Source organism: Exiguobacterium acetylicum (genome assembly GCF_022170825.1).
In the GTDB taxonomy this organism is placed as follows: Bacteria; Bacillota; Bacilli; order Exiguobacteriales; family Exiguobacteriaceae; genus Exiguobacterium_A; species Exiguobacterium_A acetylicum_B.
The window spans coordinates 2041422-2059343 of sequence record NZ_CP081878.1; the positions used below are offsets into that span (position 1 = coordinate 2041422).

Sequence of the window (17922 nt, forward strand, 5' to 3'; positions counted from 1 at the left end):
TAAGAGATGGTCGGCTTTTTGTTGTTTAAAATTGTTTCTTTAATTCAAGTAAGGCTTGTTTTGCCGCCTGTTGTTCTGCCTCTTTTTTCGACCGCCCTGTCCCGATGCCTTCGAGTTCATCGGCGACTTGGACACGGGAGATGAACTCCCGACTATGCGCTGGACCGCGTTCTTCGATGATTTCATACTCAATGACACCTAGACCGACACGTTGAATGGCTTCTTGTAATTGACTCTTAAAATCCGTCTGCTCTTCGAAGAAGCCTGTCGCCACTTTCGGAAAAACCGCTTCGGCGAGGAATCGTTCGGCTGCTTCGATACCTTGATCGAGATACAAGGCCCCAATGAAGGATTCGAAGACATCCGCAAGCAAGGCTGGACGGTTCCGACCACCGGTCAGTTCTTCCCCCTTACCTAACAGAATCATATCGGAAAACTGATAGTGATTCGCAAATTGGACGAGTGACGGTTCGCAGACGATCGCCGCTCGCAATTTCGTTAATTCCCCCTCGGAACGTTCCGGGTAGTGTTCGAATAGATAGCGTGATACCGTCAACTCTAGGACCGCATCCCCTAAAAATTCAAGGCGTTCGTTATCTCCTTCAGACTCACGTTGTTCATTGACGAACGAAGAGTGCGTGAAGGCTTGTTTCAATAGTTCGACATTGGAAAATGTGATGTTAAGACGCTCTTGTAACGCTTCGAATTTCTGCTCGATTTGAGCGAGCGTTCGTGCATCTTTGCGTCGTTTGACATAAGGTCCTTTTCGGACACGACGTCCTTTTTGATTCGTCATAGTTCCTCCTAAACAGCTAAAGCCCACCGCAAAATGCGGTGGGTCAGCTTCAATGATCAGACTTGTGTTTCGATGTAGCTAACGACATCGCCGACAGTCTTCAAGTTTTCTGCTTGCTCATCTTCGATCGTGATTTCGAACTTGTCTTCTAAGTCCATGACGAGTTCCATAACTTCTAGAGAGTCAGCACCGAGGTCGTCTTTGAACGATTTATCGAGTGTGATTTCACTTTGTTCTTTTCCTAATTTTTCTGCGATTGCTTCTTGTACGTCTACTAAGATTTGTTCTTTTGTCATTTTAAAATCCCTCCATGAGTTGAGTATATAAGATGATTGCCAATTTGGCAAAGTACTACCGTTACTTATGTTACATCGTCATGCCGCCATCAACGGCAAGTGTTTGACCAGTGATGTAACGCGCTTCATCTGAAGCGATGAAACTGACGAGTGAAGCGATATCCTCCGTTTGACCGAAGCGTTTCAACGGAATTTGCCCAAGTGACAGGTTCCGCTGTTCTTCCGTCAATTCATCCGTCATGTCCGTTTCGATGAATCCCGGACAGATCGCATTGACTGTGACGCCTTTACTAGCGAGTTCACGTGCGACGGATTTCGTCAGCCCGATCAGTCCCGCTTTTGCTGCGACATAGTTGGCTTGCCCCGGATTGCCGGAAATACCGACGACCGACGCGATATTGATAATACGACCGCTTGTTTTTAACAACGGACGTGTCGCCGCTTGTGTGACAAGGAACGCTCCTTTGAGGTTCGTATCGATGACAGCATCAAAATCCGCTTCCTTCATGCGCATTAATAAGCCATCACGCGTGATGCCGGCATTATTGACGACACAATCCAGTTGACCGAACGTGTCGATCGTCTGTTTGATCATCTGCTTGACGGCATCCACTTCAGCGACATTCGCTTGAATCGCGAGTGCTTCGCCGCCTGCTTCTTTGATCTCACGGACGACAGCTTCCGCCTTGTCCGTACTTCCTGCATAGTTGACGACAACACGGAAACCGTCTGTTGCCAATCGCTTTGCGATGGCAGCACCGATTCCACGCGATGCGCCTGTGACGAGTGCTACTTTACTCAACGAATTCCCTCCGCTTCCAATTGCTCAAGTGTCGTGATGCTGATGATCTTCGCATCTTTTTTGATTCGTTTCACGAGACCGCTAAGCGGAGACGACGGACCAAACTCGATGAACGTATCGGCACCTTCTTCGATCAGACGCTCAACACATGATTCGAATCGAACAGGCGAGTAAAGCTGTTGGACGAGCAAACGAATCAATTCATCCGGTTGATCGTGGAACGCACTGTCGACGTTCGAGATGAACTTCGTCTTCGCCGTTTCAAACGGTGACGAGACGAGAATGTCTTCGAATCGTGGTGCGAATGGTGTCATGAGCGACGAGTGGAACGCACCCGATACATCGAGTGGTAAAACACGTTTTGCTCCAAGTTCTTTTAACTTCGCTGTGGCAGATTCAACCGCTGCGATTTGTCCTGAGATGACGAATTGTCCAGGACAGTTGTAGTTAGCGATTTGAACGATTTCTCCCGTTGCCGCAATTGATTCGACCGCGTGATGCGCTGCCTCAACATCATTCATGCCGATGACCGCCGCCATCGTTCCGCCTGTGACTTGGTTCATGAGTTTTCCGCGTTCGCGGACGAGATAGACGGCTTCAGACGGTGTGATGACAGAAGCTGCGACTAGCGCGCTGTACTCTCCGACACTGTGTCCGAGTACAAAATCAGGTGTATGTCCTTGTGATGCATACTGCTGTGCGAGTAGAGCACTATGTGCGACGATGGCTGGTTGAGCGATATCCGTCGCTTTCAATTCATCCTTCGTTCCTGTCGTCATCAGCGTCGTCAGGTCCAGACCAATTCGCGTTCCGAGGTCAGCGAGTGCTTGGCGTGTCTCTTCTTGCGTGATGAGCGTCTGTCCCATTCCAGGAGTTTGCGACCCTTGTCCTGGAAACATCCAAACTGTTTTCCCCATCTCGTCTCACTCCTTTTTAACGTGCTTCAGTTGCTTTCGCTTGAACGATTTTGGAAACGACGTCTTGTTCGACCATCTTTTCTGCCTGAGCAAGCGCCCGGCTAAACGCATAAGCATTACTTGAACCATGCGCTTTGATGACCGGCGCCGCAATCCCAAATAATCCAGCCCCACCATATTCTTCATAGGCGAGCAACTGCTTCATTTTTTTCAACTTCGGTTTTAGTACGAGAGCGGCGAGCTTTGATGTCCAAGAGCTCATGAATTGTTCCTTCATCACACCCATGATCATGCTTGCTGCACCTTCTGTACTTTTAAGTAACGTATTACCGGCAAAACCTTCCGTGACGATGACATCGACGTCACCGCTCATCGCTTCTCTCGCCTCGACGTTCCCAACGAAATGAATCGGGGCTGTCTCAAGTAGCGGATACGTTTCCTTCGTCAGCGCATTCCCTTTACCGGCTTCTGATCCGATATTGAGGAGTCCGACTTTCGGACGCGTGATGCCGCGAACTTGTTCTGCGTAGACAGAACCCATGATGGCATAATCAAGCAAATGCTCTGCCTTCGCATCTGGGTTAGCGCCAACATCTAAGATGACGACACCTTTCCCATTACGTGTCGGGAAGGTCGGGGCCAGTGCAGGACGGTCAACCCCTTCGATACGACCGATGACGAACAATCCGGCAGTCATGAGCGCTCCCGTGTTGCCTGCTGAAATCAAGGCATCTGCTTCTCCCGATTTCACCAGGTTTGCAGCCACAACGAGTGAGCTATCTTTCTTGCGGCGAATCGCACGTACCGGTTCATCTTCTCCGGTGATGACGGATGCCGCGTGGACGATCGTCACGCGCGGATCCTCGATTGTGTATGAGCGTAACTTCAACTCATCTCCGACTAATCGGATATCGATGTTTTCCTTTGGACGTTCTGCCAAGTAGGCAACGACCCCTTCTACGATGGCACGGGGTGCGTGATCGCCCCCCATGGCGTCAACTGCTAAAATCATTTCGATTCCTCCTTACTACTTCGATACACCGTAAATTCGCCAATGAAGACACATTCTTCACCGACATAACTCTCTACCGTGATGTCAGAACGTCCATCTTGACGATGCGAACTGACGAATGCCTTCGCAACGACGCGTTCCCCGACGTGAACGGAGCGTGTGAACTGGACGTTCGCACGTGTCGTCAACGCGAGTTCATCGTCGATGAGCGCAATCGCAAGCGAGTTTGCCTGCGCGAACAAAATATGTCCGCGGGCGATCGCATTTCGACTAAACGCATGTTCCGGCAAAATCTCAAGGATTGAGATAGCAGATGTATCGAGCTTCAGGTCAATCATATCACCAATGACTTCATTTTCAGTCAACGTACGCACATCATCGAGGCGTTCGGTCGCGACATGTTTAATTCGCTCCCGTAATTCTGGAATCTTTAATTCCATCCGGTCCAGACGAATCGTCTGGATACTAACACGAAATCGTGTTGCCAGCGCTTCATCCGTGATGAACGGATTTTGCTCGATCGTCTGTAATAACTCTTGCTGTCTTTCTTTTTTAGGTACCCGCATGTATGTTCCTCCCACAAGAAGGATGACCACTATTATTACCTGGTACTAACAGTAGTATATATCCCTTGTTGTTCACTTTCAAGTATTATTCGATTCTTTCTCCTTCAAGCAACCCTTGGCGTTCGATAAATTCACGCAAGACACTGTATTCTTGTGCTTGCCAAAAGGCATCCGATCGCAGTAATCGGACCGCGTCCTGCCGTGCCGTCTCCATGACTTGTATATCGAGCGCCGGATCGGTCAAGACGAATCGCGGTAAACCACTCTGTTCGGTTCCAAAGAAATTACCGGCACCACGTAGCTTTAAATCTTTCTCGGCTAATTTAAAGCCGTCGTTCGTTTCCGTCATCGTTTTGATGCGTTCTTTACCCGTGTCAGAAGATGGGTCAGCAATCAGAATACAATAAGACTGGGCATCTCCTCGTCCAACGCGCCCTCTCAACTGGTGCAGTTGGGCGAGTCCGAAACGTTCCGCATCATGAATGACGATGATTGATGCATTCGGAACGTTTACGCCGACCTCGACGACTGTCGTCGAAACAAGGATCTGAACAGCGTTTTCCTTGAATGCCTGCATGACATCATCTTTTTCGGAAGACGTCAGTCGTCCATGCATCAAACCGACTTGATACGGTTCGAACCGTTCGGTCAGTATCGCATGTAATTCAATCGCATTTTGAACCTCAAGTGATTCGGATTCCTCGATCAATGGCGTGATGACGTAGGCTTGTCGTCCTTGCGACAATTCTTTCTCGACGAACCCGAAGACGCGCTCCATCTGTTGCGGCTTCGCCCAGTAGGTCTCGATTTCCTTTCGTCCCGCCGGCATCTCATCGATGATCGAAACATCCATATCGCCGAAGACCGATATCGCAAGCGTACGCGGAATCGGTGTTGCTGTCATATATAATACATCTGCTTGTTCTGCTTTTGCCCGCAGACGTTTTCGTTGTTCGACACCGAATCGATGTTGTTCATCGGTGATGACGAGATGTAATGCCTTGAACTGGACGGTATCTTGAATCAGTGCATGTGTCCCGACTAAGACATCAATCTCTCCCGTTACGAGCGCTTCTAGTAAATGCACCCGTGCTTTTCCTTTAACGGAGCTTGTCAGTAAACCGACGCGAATCCCGAGCGGTTCAAGCAATGGAGCAAGCGACGCCGCATGCTGTTCTGCTAAAATTTCTGTCGGCACCATTAAAGCACCTTGTTTTCCGGCACGAACCGTCGCAAATAGCGCAATCGCTGCGATGACAGTCTTTCCGCTTCCAACGTCCCCTTGCAACAGTCGGTTCATCCGTTCGCCACGTCCGATATCGTCTAAGATTTCTTTTGTCACGCGCTGTTGCGCACCTGTCAGTGGAAACGGTAGACTCTGGATGAAATTCGCTATATCCGCTTCATGTAGCGGTAAGGCAATCCCTTGACCTTTTCGTCGTCCAAGACGCAACGCCTGTAACTTCAGCTGAAAATAAAGACACTCCTCATAGACATAACTCCGACGAGCAGCCGTTAACTCTTTTCGATTCGTCGGGAAATGGAGTGCCTTCAGCATCGTCATCCGGTCTTGCAATCGGTATGTCTTGCGAATGCTGTCAGGAATCCGCTCACCTAACGTCTCCGTCTCTTTAAATGCTAAATCAACGACACGACGGAACGTCTTCATCCGCATATCGCCACGTAACGAATAGACCGGTGTCAATTCACCTTCGATCGCTCCAAATTGCAACTCCGTCGCAGAGATCGTCATCCGGTGTAAATCCCATTTGCCGCTGACCGTCACTTCTGCTCCGAGTTGCAGTTGGTCTTTGTAAAATGCTCGGTTGAACATCGTTACGGTCACACTATACCGTTCTTCGACGAGCAAGCGGAACGTCAACCGGTTCTTCCCTTTTCCGTAATAGCGCACAAGCGGTTCGGACTGGACTTGCCCCGTGAATTTAACTTTATCCTCATGAATCGCTTCCGTTAGACTTCCCGTCACGAAATCGTCATAACGAAACGGGACGTGCTCAAGCACGTCCGCAACGGTGAGAATATTCATCTCTTCTAGTTTTTTCGCCAAATCCCGTCCGACACCTTTTAATGTCTTGACGTCACGTGATGGATTCATTCGATAACTCTCCGAAGATTTTTGCTTCGAGCCAGCGACCAGTTGGCGTATTCGCTAGTCCACCTTTTGCCGTTTCGCGAAGTGCAGATGGCATCATCTGACCAATTTCATGCATGGCTGAGATGACTTCATCACACGGAATCCGTGACGTGATTCCAGCGAGTGCCATATCGGCAGCGACGACCGCATTCGCTCCACCCATTGCATTTCGTTTGACGCACGGCACTTCTACGAGTCCAGCAACCGGATCACAGACGAGTCCGAGCATATTTTTCAGGGCAATCGCAAACGCGTGTGCCGATTGATCCGGCGTTCCGCCCGCCATCTCAACGATGGCAGCTGCTGCCATCGCTGTCGCTGAACCGACCTCTGCCTGACAACCACCAGCTGCTCCGGAGATCGACGCATTGTTCGCAACGACAAATCCGAACGCACCGGATGTGAACAAGAAACGTAACATCTGCTCACGCGTTGGATTCAAGCGATCTTTGACCGCAAATAGCGTACCGGGTACAACTCCGGCACTTCCTGCCGTTGGTGTCGCACAAATTTTCCCCATCGCAGCATTGACTTCGTTCGTACCGATCGCTTTACTGACGGCATCAAGTAGCAGATCTCCTGACAAACCTTTACCTGAGGCACGGTACCGTTGAAGCAAGACAGCGTCCCCGCCTGTTAATCCAGTCACTGACTGGACACCTTCTCCGTCAAGTGAACGAGCTACTGCTTCTTCCATGACTTGTAGGTTTCGCTCCATCATCGCATAAACTTCATCGCGCTCTAAATGACGAACCGTCATCTCTTGTTCAATCATGACTTCCGAAATCGGAATATTTCGTTCCGTCGCGATGGCGACGAGTTCTTTTACGGATTTAAACATGTCTTCACTCTCCCATCATGACGGCACGCTCGACTTGAGGTAACCGATCGATTTCTTCCAACACTTCTGCTGTAATTCGGTCATCAATTTCAATCGCCATAAGTGCTTGTTTTCCTTTTTCGTGCCGTGATACTTCCATGTGACCGATGTTGATTTCGTAATCAGCCAGTATGCTCGTCACGGCAGCAATCGCACCAAAGCGGTCATGGTGTAAGACGACGAGTGCCGGTCCCCCACCGGACAAACGAAGCGGCACACCATTTAGTTCCGTGATCTCAATCGTTCCCCCACCAATTGAAATCCCGACAAGTTCAAACTCTTCTACACCATTCGTCAAGTGGACACGAGCCGTATTCGGATGATCCGTCAACGCTTCACTCGTCTCAAAATGAATCTCAATCCCTTTTGATTTTGCGATGTCGATCGATTGCGGAATTCGGTCGTCAAACGTGTCGTATCCGAGAACACCGCCAATAATCGCGACGTCCGTTCCGTGTCCACGATACGTATCAGCAAATGACCCATAAAACGTGATATGGATGACCGTTGGTGTTTCCCCGAACAATTTACCCGCCATCAATCCAATCCGTGCAGCACCTGCTGTATGCGAGCTCGATGGACCGACCATGACCGGTCCGATGATGTCAAAGACGCTACGATATTTCATCTCTTTTCCCCTCTCTATGAAACAAACGAAATCCCACCTCTATTATCGCAGATGGTGGGATTCGTGAAAAGGCTAGTCGCCTTTTTTCAGTATGATGGTTTTATTCGACGCTTAAAATGTACGAATAAAGTGGTTGTTTACCGTCGTGTACTTCCACTTCAGCATCTGGATTGACCGATTCGATGTATGCGACGAGTGCGTCAACTTCATCTGTTGAGACGCCTTCACCGTAAAGAACCGTGATGATCTCATCGTCTTCCGTGACGAGTGTATCGACGAGTTTCTTAACAGCACCAAGACTTGAACCGTCCGTAGCGACGATTTGTTTTTCAGCAATCGCCATATGGTCGTCCTTCTTGATCTCAACACCATCGATGTTCGTATCACGTACAGCATATGTGACTTGACCTGATTTAACAGCTGCAATCGCATCTGCCATATGCGCTTCGTTTTCTTCGACAGTCGCTTCTGGGTTATAGACGATCGTTGCCGCCAATCCTTGTGGGACTGTTTTTGATTTCACGACCGTTACACCGCAAGAGGCAACAGATGCCGCTTGTTCAGCCGCCATGATGATGTTCGAGTTGTTCGGATAGACGTAGACATGTTCAGCATGTGCATCTTCGATCGCCTTGACGATATCTTCCGTCGACGGGTTCATCGTTTGTCCACCTTCGATGACGACACTGACACCGAGTGATTTGAAGAGTTCACTGATTCCTTCACCCATTGCGACTGTCACGAGGGCTGCTTTCGCTTTTGCCTTCGGTGCAGCGACTGGCGTGACTTGGTTCGCGCCTTCTTCTTCGAGGATCGTCGAATGTTGTTGACGCATGTTTTCGATCTTAACAGCGACGAGTTCACCAAAACGTTGTCCTTTTGTGATGACTTCTCCTGGCGTTTCAACATGAACGTGAACTTTAAGGAGCTCTTCATCCGCAACGACGAGCAACGAATCACCGAATTCCGCTAATTCGTTACGGAAGTCTTCTTCGCTGAACGGTGCATTTGCGAGCTTGTCATCTTGGAAACGAACCATGATCTCCGTGCAGTAACCGTAATGAATTTCTTCTGTCGACATGAAGCTTTGAGCCGTTTTGTGATGCTCTGCTTCGACGAGTGCTTCCATGACAGGCGCATGCGGCTTATCCAGTTCTTTTCCTTCAAGCGTTGCAAGGAACCCTTCATAGATGCAGACGAGACCTTGACCACCTGAGTCAACGACACCTACTTCTTTTAATACCGGAAGAAGATCCGGTGTTCCGTCGAGCGACACTTTCGAAGCTTCGACGAGTTGACGCATCAACTCTAAGAAATCCGGCGTCGTCTCAGATTGTGCGATGGCCGCAACAGCTGTTTCACGAGCAACCGTCAAGATTGTTCCTTCGACTGGTTTCATGACCGCTTTGTATGCTGTATCGACACCTTTTTGCAACGCATCTGCGAATTCCTTCGTATCAATCGTCGTTTTTCCTTCGATTGATTTTGAGAATCCACGGAACAATTGACTCAAGATGACGCCTGAGTTTCCGCGTGCACCCATTAATAATCCACGTGCGAAGACGTTCGCGACTTCCGATACAGAATCCGATGTCGATTTACCTGCTTCTTTTGCACCTGAAGTCATCGTCAAATTCATGTTCGTTCCCGTATCACCATCTGGCACAGGGAAGACATTCAATGAATCGACGAAATCTGCATTTTGATAGAGATTCGCCGCGCCATTTTGAATCATCTTGACTAACTGCGCTCCTGTTAAACGATCTACACTCACTAAAGTTTCCTCCTCTATTCCCGCCTTAGACATTCGTCAAGCGGACTCCTTGGACAAAGATGTTCACAGATGTCACGTCAAGACCTAGTGCCTGACTGAGCGTGTATTTCACGCGACTCTGTACGTTATTCGCCACCTCTGAGATTTTCGTTCCATAACTTACGATGATATGCATATCGATATGGACCTGCTCTGAAGCCTGTCGAACGATGACACCGCGTGCAAAGTTCTCACGTTTTAAGAGTTCAGCAAGACCATCCTTGATTTGAGACTGGGATGCCATACCAACGACACCAAAACATTCCATTGCCGCACCGCCCGCAAGTTGCGCGACGACATCATTATCTACATCAATCTTTCCATAGGTCGTTTTCATCTCGATCGCCACCTGAGTAGCCCCCTTTGAATATTGTATTCTTCTCATAATTCTACTATAAGGACCTACTATTGAAAAGTCGCCGTACTGACTATACAATGAATAAGTGAAAAATAGTAGCGGTCAAATGAACTTTTACCATCATCCTCATCCATTATTTTAAATTTCGAGGTTGTCTGTCAAGTTTTTTTCTTGTCAGCTACTTTTTTTATGTTGCAACCGCCCTGACACCATGCTAAGATAGCAAAGTGTCTATTAGGACGAACGCAAAACAACATAAAAGGAGGCGGAACGCATGGCACGTAAATGCTACGTTACTGGGAAATCGCCAAAGTCGGGTAACAACCGTTCACACGCATTGAACAAAACAAAACGTACTTGGGGAGTCAACGTACAAAAAGTACGTATCCTCGTCGACGGTAAGCCGAAAAAGGTTTGGGTTTCAGCTCGAGCTCTTAAATCAGGTAAAGTCGAACGCGTATAAGGCGCAACCACCGGATGGGAATCTTCCCTTCCGGTTTTTTTATACCCTCATTTATTTTTCTCATAAACTAATTGTCGCTTTTATTGAAAACGCTTACAATAGGAACGTACTTTATTTTGTCAGAATTGGGGGAAGTCATCATGCAACTCAAACGAGAGATGACGAGTCGACACCTGTTCATGATCTCACTCGGCGGGATCATCGGAACAGGCTTATTTTTAGGGTCAGGGTTAACGATTTCACAAGCAGGACCTCTCGGGGCGGTCCTCAGTTACATCGTGGGTGGGACCATCATGTATCTGACGATGTTATGTCTAGGGGAATTAGCGGTCTATATGCCGGTCTCGGGGTCATTTCAGACCTATACGACCCGGTTCATCGGACCAGGAATCGGCTTTGCCGTCGGTTGGATTTATTGGCTCGGCTGGGCTGTGACAGTCGCACTCGAAATCACGGCTGCTGGCAGTTTGATGGATCGTTGGTTCCCGAATGTACCAGTCGTCGTCTGGTGTACCGTCTTTACGGTCTTACTGTTTGGTCTGAATGCCGTCTCAGCCAAAGCGTTCGGTGAAGCAGAATTTTGGTTCTCGAGTTTAAAGGTACTCGCGATTCTCTTCTTCATCGTCCTCGGTGGTGCTGCTTGGTTCGGCTGGTTACCGATGGAAGCAGATCGTCCGACAACGTTATTTGCGAACTTTACGGCAAGCGGTTGGTTTCCAAACGGGATTCTCGGTGTCTTGACGACGATGATTGCCGTCAACTTCGCTTTCCAAGGAACCGAATTGATTGGTGTCGCGGCTGGGGAGTCCGACACGCCTGAAAAATCGATTCCAAAAGCGATCCGGAATACAGTCTGGCGTACGTTCATCTTCTTTGTCTTATCAATTACGATCGTTGGTGCCTTGATTCCATATGAGACAGCTGGCGGAGTCAGCAGCCCGTTCATCATGGTCTTTGATGCAATCGGCATCCCTTATGCTGCTGATTTAATGAATATCGTTGTCTTGACAGCACTATTATCTGTCGGTAACTCGGGACTGTATGCGGCAACCCGAATGTTATGGGCGATGTCGCAAGAAGGCATGATTTCAAAGAAATTATCTTACGTCAATGCACGAGGTGTACCGATGCGTGCTTTACTCTTTACGATGATGTTTGCGATGTTATCGCTTCTAACAGCCTTTTTCGCAGAGGATACCGTCTTTATTTGGCTCTTATCCTTAGCTGGGCTCGGTGCTCAAGTCGGTTGGATTTCCATCTCTGCTTCTCAACTCGCATTTCGTCGGCAGTTCTTGCGAAACGGACATGATCTATCCGAATTGAAATTCAAGACACCGCTCTATCCGGTGTTACCGCTGATTTCGTTGACGTTAAACGTCGTCGTCCTCGTTAGTCTTGCGTTTCAAGTGGACCAGCGGATTGCCCTATACATCGGTGTTCCATTCTTCCTCGTCATGTGGGGAAGCTATCATCTCTTCGTCAAAGGAAAACATCTAGCAGCACAAAGCGACATCCGTGTCGCTCCTTCTCAACTCGAAGAATAATTTCATAAGAAAAGAGGCTGCGGATTATCCACGGCCTCTTTTCTTATGCTTGTTCTATTCCTTAAGTGTTCGCATCATCAATAGTTCTCCTTGATGGAGTACTACTTTCGCTTCAGACGCGCTCCATTCATTGCTGACAGTCAATGATCCTCCAACAGGAACCGGATGTTTATCGAGTGGGTATTTAACTCCAGATAAACTTAGAATCGACGGCACAAGCGGGATAAATGAAAGATAATGATAGCCCCCTGCTTCGACTGGATACGTTCCCGCAGCCAAGTACCGCACCTCTTCTCGTTTCGTTACGAGTCGTGCTTCTGGATATTGCTTCAACAGATAGACATTTTGAACGGTCATATCGAGTCGTCCGCCTGTCGCTCCGACGATGATGATCTCCTCACCCCGTTCCATCTCTGACACTGTCCGAAGTGCAAGTTCGAGATCCGTCTCATCTTTCTCTGCCGGATGGACGATTGCGCCTTCAGGTACATAGCCAAGTGAATCAAAATCACCAATCGTCATATCACATGTCAGCCCAAACGATTCAATCGTTTGAACACCACCATCGACACCAACGATGAAATCATTGATCTGACAAAACGTCCGTAAGTCCGGTACCTCTTCTTGCGGACCCGCACAGACAAGAATCGCCCGCATATTAAACACCTCGTGCTGAATAGCGAAGTAAGCGTGGTGCAGTCGTGAATAGAAGACCTGTGACGACACCGCAAAGAACGTAAGACGGAACCATGTATGTCGCATTATAAATCAATGAATACGGTACGACTGGACCCTCAGCATACTCGGCAAAAAAGACGATCCCACTAATGACATGACAGATATATCGAAGTCCCGCTCCTAACAGTGTCGCAAGAAGAACGAACGCCATCAAGCTTTTCTTTTGTCCGTTACGCGCGGCTTGTCTAACTTGACGCGCAAACAGACCACTTAATCCGACAACACCATAGGCAATCGTATAATCAAGTAGTGGTTGAACGACCGTCAAGACTTGCGGGGCAAACATCAATTGGATCGTACCGACTAGTGCTCCAGTGACGACACCTCCGACGACACCATGGCGAAACGCCATAACGAATATGGGAAGCATCGCTAAGCTGATTGAGCCTCCTTGTGGCATTTTGAATGGAATCAATAAATCAAAGACGACTCCGAGACTTGCGAAGATGGCAATTTCCATCATCATTTGTAACCGTTTCATGCTAATTTCCTCCTTCATGGAATAAAACGGGACGCAAAAAGGCAGTACGACGAACGCCGTACTGCCTGCGTGCGCCACATCCCTACGTCCGTTTGAACGGAACAGGTTCGAAGGGTTAAAGTCGAAAAGACTCCTCTCAGCCGCTTTTTAAGCGACACCCCTTGCGGTCATCATATTTCGTTTTCTCGTACTTATTATACGGTAGCCCCTTGACGAATGCTAGTGATTGCTTCCGCATAATCTGGTGCATTGTAGATTGCTGATCCTGCGACTAGAACATTTGCACCGTTTTCGATACAAAGTTTTGCCGTTTCCGGATTGACCCCACCATCAATCTCGATTTCAAATGTCAGACCACGATCTGCCTTCATTTGTGCAAGTGTCGCAAGTTTCGGCATGACACTCTCAATGAACGCCTGACCACCAAAGCCCGGATTAACTGTCATCAACAAGACCATGTCGACGTCCTGAAGAACGTGTTCAATCGTCGATAATGGTGTATGTGGATTTAAGACGACCCCCGCCTTCGCACCTGCTGCTTTAATTTGTTGCAAGACACGATGGACATGATTCGTCGCTTCGACGTGGAACGTCACGATGTCGGCTCCTGCCTTGACGAAATCTTCGACGAAACGTTCGGGTTGATCAATCATCAAATGGACATCAAGGACCATGTCCGTCTTTTGACGTAAGCTACTTAACACAGGTAAACCGAACGAGATGTTCGGAACGAACTGACCATCCATGACGTCGAAATGAATGTAGTCTGCTCCTGCCGCCTCAACCGCCTTGACATCACGCTCGAGATTCGCAAAATCTGCTGATAAGATCGATGGTGCAATTTTAATCATCTTCAATACCTCCGGGCTCGATTCTTGATTTCGTCTATAAACATACCATAATTCTCATAGCGGGAGGACATGATTTCTTGTGCTTCGACCGCTTCCTTAACGGCACAACCAGGTTCATTCAAATGCAAGCAACCCCGATATTTACAATCGTCTTGCACAGCCACGAATTCAGGAAAACTCCATCGCACATCCTCAATTTCCATTTCATACGGAAAGTCTAGATTCGAGAACCCTGGCGTATCGGCAATCAACCCTTCCGCAAGCGGCATCAACGTAACGTGACGGGTCGTATGACGCCCACGTCCGAGTGATTTCGAGATCGCACTCGTTTCTAAATCAAGCGATGGTTCAAGTGCATTCAACAGCGAGCTTTTGCCGACACCTGATTGTCCAGCGAGAACACTTGTTTTTCCTGCAAGTAATGGTCGGACTTGCTCGACACCTGTCAACGTCTCACTCGATGTTTCGATGACCGTATAGCCAATCTTTCGATAAGCAGCAATCGCTTCACGGACAGCAGGTCCTTTGACATCGTCGAGTAAATCCATCTTCGTTAACAGGATGACGGGTTGTATTTCCTTCGCTTCGATCAATACGAGAAACCGATCGAGCAGATGGGCTGAAAAATCAGGTTCTGCTGCTGAGACGACAAGCAATGCCTGGTCGATGTTCGCGACAGGAGGACGTACTAGAAAATTGTCACGCTCCTTCACTTCGAGAATATAGCCGGTCTCACTCTCGATATGAAGGACGACTTCGTCTCCGACGACAGGACTGATACCACGTTTTCGGAAATTTCCTCTTGCTCGTGAACGGACTTCTCCTTCTGGTGTCATGACATCATAAAAGCCGCCTTGCAACCGTATGATCGTTCCTTCTCGATTCTCTTCGATGCGCTGTTCCGTCATCCTATGCACTCCTTTTTCGTCACATTCACTGTGCGTCTTTTGCTTGATTGTACGTGATGGTTTTTGAACGATACACCGTATCGTCTTTATAGATCGTAATTTTTCCTTCTTCTCCCGGATCAATCGTCACCGGCACGTCGAACGTCTCATCTTGATCAATCGATTCCTCGATGACGGTCCGCTTTCCTTTGGCATCTTCTGTCTCAATCCGGATGACTTGCTTCGGTGGTTCCTCTTCTTCATCTTCAGATACTGCGTCGTACACGACCTTTTCAGGGAACGTCGCTGTCACTGTTTTTTCTTCCTCACCTTTAGAGATGAAGACGGTCACGGAGTCGTTTGGTTCGACTTGCGCACCTGCTTGTGGGAACTGACGAATGACTTGATCGAGCTTCACGTCGCTTGAAAACTCTTGTTCAAACGTGCCGTCGAGACCCATTTCATCGAGATAGGCTTTTGCTTCATCACTCGATAAGTTCGTCAAATCTTTCAATTCGAAAGAAGATGTTCCTTCCGAGACGGTAATTGTAATCGTCTGTTCTTTGGCGATGACTTCTGTTCCAGCTGAAATCGATTGTCGAATAACGTTACCTCGCGCGATTTCATCTGACTTCTCACGTTCGACCTCGACTTTTGCGAATCCAGCTTCTTTTAATGTCGCAATCGCTTCTTTTTCAGTGTCATCCGTCACATCCGGTACTTCGACCGGAGCACTACCTGTAGAGACGACTAAATTGACTGTCGAACCCTTTTTAACTTGTGCGTTTTCACGAGGTGTCTGGCTAATGACATTTCCTTCATCGACCGTATCACTATTCCGTTCTGTCGTCTCAACAACAAATCCGAGTTTCTCGAGCTTCGTTTCCGCTTCATCTCCATCCGTTTTGACGACAGATGGTACGGTAACCGTTGGATCTGGCCACATCGCAAATGTTGTAGCCGCTCCACCAAGTAAAACGAGCAATAAGAGGACGATCCACCAGCGTTTTTTCTTTTTCTTCTCCGGTGGTTTTGGTTGAACCGTCGTGACGGTCGGTGATTCCGGTTCCACCTTTGACTCCTCTGGTACTTGCACAGGTGATAAGACCATCGTCTTTTCCATCTCATCTTCTTCGGCACCACGGATGCCTTCATTTGCTCGTTCATCCGATAACGCCGTCACCATGTCCGCTTTAAAGGCTGCGACCGACTGTTGTCGATCATGCGGCGCTTTCGAGAGCGCCTGCATGATACAATTCTCAAGTGCTTGCGGTACTCTCGGATTCAAGATGGATGGACGACGCGGTGTATCTTGTAGGTGCTTCAGGGCAATCGCTACCGGTGAATCACCTTCAAACGGTACTTGTCCCGTGACGAGTTCGTATAAGACAGCACCAAGCGAATAGATATCCGATTTCTCATCCGCAAATTTACCTTTTGCTTGTTCCGGTGAAAAGTAATGAACGGACCCAAGGACTGACATCGTATGCGTCAGCGTCGCATTCGACATCGCCACGGCGATTCCAAAATCCGTTACTTTGACGGTACCATCTTCTCGGATCAACATGTTTTGCGGTTTAATGTCGCGATGGATGATCCGGTGTGCATGAGCGTGATCGATGGCATCACAAATTTGAGCGATGATATCGACTGCCTGAGGCACAGGTAACGCTTGATTTTCACAAAATGTCTTTAATGTCATACCATCGATATACTCCATGACGATGTAATAGATGGCATCTTCTTCGCCTACATCATAGACGGCAACGATGTTTGGATGATTCAAGCTGGTAGCAGCATGTGCTTCACGTTCGAATCGACGGATGAACTGTTCGTCATGCGAGAATTCAGTCCGTAAAATCTTAATGGCAACATGACGCTTTAAAATCTCATCATAGGCTTGATAGACATTCGCCATCCCGCCACTTCCAACTAGCCGTTCTATGCGGTAGCGGTCATTTAATCGATCTCCGTATCGCATATTCAGACCCTCTTTCTTTCTTTGAACCGGATGGCGGCAATCGTAATATTATCTGCGCCTCCTCGAGCATTCGCTTCTTTCACCAATCGTCCGACGATTTCTTCGAGCGGTTCATCCTGTAAGATGATTTGTTCGATGACATCGTCTGGTACTTCATCGGTTAACCCGTCACTACAGACGAGAACGAGATCATAATCTGGAGCATCTCTGACTTGGATGTCGACTTCAACCGTTTCATTCGAACCGACCGAACGTGTAATGACATTCTTTCGTGGATGATTTTCGACTTCCTCATCTGAAAGTTCTCCCATTTGTCGTAACATATTGACGTATGAATGATCATCCGTCAATTGCTTCAACGTCGTACCTTCAAGGGCATACACTCTACTATCACCGACATGACCAATGACGAGCAACTCCTCAACCCAGCATACGCAGGCAATGGTCGTTCCGACGATCGCGAGTTGCTCGTCTTTTGAAAACTGGAGAATCCGAGCATTCGCCTCAGCTACGCGTTGTTCAATCCATTCTGATAGTTCCATCGGACGATTGGGCATAAGTGAAAAAGATGCTTCGAACACCTCGCGAACGATTGCACTCGCAATATCGCCAGCGGCGTGTCCACCCATACCATCTGCCACGACGGCAAGTCCACGTTCTGTGTCTCCGACGAGTAACACTGTATCTTCGTTTTTAGTCCTGACTTTCCCAGTAGTCGACAGATGAGCTAACTCCATGACAGTCCTCCGTTCGT

The 17922-nt window shown here is 48.3% G+C and carries 19 protein-coding genes and 1 riboswitch; of the genes, 2 read left to right on the top strand and 17 right to left on the bottom strand.

Going from position 1 to position 17922, the window contains the following annotated elements; all coding sequences use genetic code 11:
- Positions 1-25: 25 nt before the first annotated feature.
- The 11 genes from rnc to K6T22_RS10900 all read right to left on the bottom strand — a co-directional run bounded on the left by rnc (position 26) and on the right by K6T22_RS10900 (position 10214).
- On the bottom strand, positions 26-796 hold the full coding sequence (gene rnc / locus K6T22_RS10850; RefSeq protein ID WP_023468747.1) for a ribonuclease III: 771 nt from the start codon (positions 794-796) through the stop codon (positions 26-28).
- 56 nt (positions 797-852) lie between these two features.
- The gene (gene acpP, locus K6T22_RS10855; RefSeq protein WP_053453806.1) at positions 853-1092 is read right to left on the bottom strand and encodes an acyl carrier protein; all 240 of its coding nucleotides are present in this window, start codon (positions 1090-1092) and stop codon (positions 853-855) included.
- 70 nt (positions 1093-1162) lie between these two features.
- A complete protein-coding gene (fabG, locus tag K6T22_RS10860; protein ID WP_238237102.1) occupies positions 1163-1894 on the bottom strand; it encodes a 3-oxoacyl-[acyl-carrier-protein] reductase in 732 nt (243 codons plus the stop codon).
- Positions 1891-2811, bottom strand: coding sequence for an ACP S-malonyltransferase (gene fabD, locus K6T22_RS10865; protein ID WP_238237103.1), 921 nt, complete (start codon positions 2809-2811; stop codon positions 1891-1893). The genes fabG and fabD overlap by 4 nt, the downstream gene beginning before the upstream one ends.
- 16 nt (positions 2812-2827) lie before the next feature.
- Positions 2828-3823: a phosphate acyltransferase PlsX gene (gene plsX, locus K6T22_RS10870; RefSeq protein ID WP_238237107.1), complete on the bottom strand. Its 996-nt coding sequence runs from the start codon at positions 3821-3823 to the stop codon at positions 2828-2830.
- Positions 3820-4389: a transcription factor FapR gene (fapR, locus tag K6T22_RS10875; protein WP_023468752.1), complete on the bottom strand. Its 570-nt coding sequence runs from the start codon at positions 4387-4389 to the stop codon at positions 3820-3822. Before fapR ends, plsX begins: the two co-directional genes overlap by 4 nt.
- 85 nt (positions 4390-4474) lie before the next feature.
- Positions 4475-6505, bottom strand: coding sequence for an ATP-dependent DNA helicase RecG (recG, locus tag K6T22_RS10880; protein ID WP_238237108.1), 2031 nt, complete (start codon positions 6503-6505; stop codon positions 4475-4477).
- Complete coding sequence (sdaAA, locus tag K6T22_RS10885; protein ID WP_053453810.1) at positions 6489-7385, bottom strand: L-serine ammonia-lyase, iron-sulfur-dependent, subunit alpha; 897 nt, start codon at positions 7383-7385, stop codon at positions 6489-6491. The genes recG and sdaAA overlap by 17 nt, the downstream gene beginning before the upstream one ends.
- A 4-nt stretch (positions 7386-7389) precedes the next feature.
- The gene (gene sdaAB, locus K6T22_RS10890) at positions 7390-8052 is read right to left on the bottom strand and encodes an L-serine ammonia-lyase, iron-sulfur-dependent subunit beta (protein ID WP_023468755.1); all 663 of its coding nucleotides are present in this window, start codon (positions 8050-8052) and stop codon (positions 7390-7392) included.
- A 100-nt stretch (positions 8053-8152) separates the two neighbouring features.
- Complete coding sequence (locus K6T22_RS10895; RefSeq protein WP_238237109.1) at positions 8153-9826, bottom strand: DAK2 domain-containing protein; 1674 nt, start codon at positions 9824-9826, stop codon at positions 8153-8155.
- A gap of 25 nt (positions 9827-9851) precedes the next feature.
- Positions 9852-10214 carry an Asp23/Gls24 family envelope stress response protein gene (locus K6T22_RS10900; protein WP_023468757.1) on the bottom strand — a complete coding sequence of 121 codons (363 nt, stop codon included), beginning with the start codon at positions 10212-10214 and terminating at the stop codon, positions 9852-9854.
- Positions 10215-10497: 283 nt separating this feature from the next.
- On the opposite strand from K6T22_RS10900, the gene rpmB reads away from it, so the two are divergent.
- Positions 10498-10686: a 50S ribosomal protein L28 gene (gene rpmB / locus K6T22_RS10905; protein ID WP_023468758.1), complete on the top strand. Its 189-nt coding sequence runs from the start codon at positions 10498-10500 to the stop codon at positions 10684-10686.
- 140 nt (positions 10687-10826) lie between these two features.
- Positions 10827-12230: an amino acid permease gene (locus K6T22_RS10910; RefSeq protein WP_238237110.1), complete on the top strand. Its 1404-nt coding sequence runs from the start codon at positions 10827-10829 to the stop codon at positions 12228-12230.
- Between the two features lie 54 nt (positions 12231-12284).
- On the opposite strand, the gene K6T22_RS10915 is transcribed toward K6T22_RS10910, so the two are convergent.
- The 6 genes from K6T22_RS10915 to K6T22_RS10940 all read right to left on the bottom strand — a co-directional run bounded on the left by K6T22_RS10915 (position 12285) and on the right by K6T22_RS10940 (position 17905).
- Positions 12285-12887 (bottom strand): thiamine diphosphokinase, encoded by a 603-nt coding sequence (locus tag K6T22_RS10915; RefSeq protein WP_238237112.1) that lies wholly within the window; start codon positions 12885-12887, stop codon positions 12285-12287.
- A gap of 1 nt (position 12888) precedes the next feature.
- Entirely contained in the window at positions 12889-13449 is a 561-nt protein-coding gene (gene thiT / locus K6T22_RS10920) for an energy-coupled thiamine transporter ThiT (RefSeq protein WP_238237120.1), read from the bottom strand.
- Positions 13450-13511: 62 nt separating this feature from the next.
- Positions 13512-13621, bottom strand: a riboswitch (TPP riboswitch).
- 22 nt (positions 13622-13643) lie between these two features.
- A complete protein-coding gene (rpe, locus tag K6T22_RS10925) occupies positions 13644-14300 on the bottom strand; it encodes a ribulose-phosphate 3-epimerase (protein WP_238237123.1) in 657 nt (218 codons plus the stop codon).
- Between the two features lie 2 nt (positions 14301-14302).
- Positions 14303-15208 (bottom strand): ribosome small subunit-dependent GTPase A, encoded by a 906-nt coding sequence (gene rsgA / locus K6T22_RS10930; RefSeq protein WP_238237129.1) that lies wholly within the window; start codon positions 15206-15208, stop codon positions 14303-14305.
- 25 nt (positions 15209-15233) lie between these two features.
- Positions 15234-17168: a Stk1 family PASTA domain-containing Ser/Thr kinase gene (gene pknB, locus K6T22_RS10935; RefSeq protein WP_238237130.1), complete on the bottom strand. Its 1935-nt coding sequence runs from the start codon at positions 17166-17168 to the stop codon at positions 15234-15236.
- 2 nt (positions 17169-17170) lie between these two features.
- Positions 17171-17905, bottom strand: a complete 735-nt coding sequence (locus tag K6T22_RS10940) for a Stp1/IreP family PP2C-type Ser/Thr phosphatase (RefSeq protein WP_238237132.1) — start codon at positions 17903-17905, stop codon at positions 17171-17173.
- Positions 17906-17922: the final 17 nt, after the last annotated feature.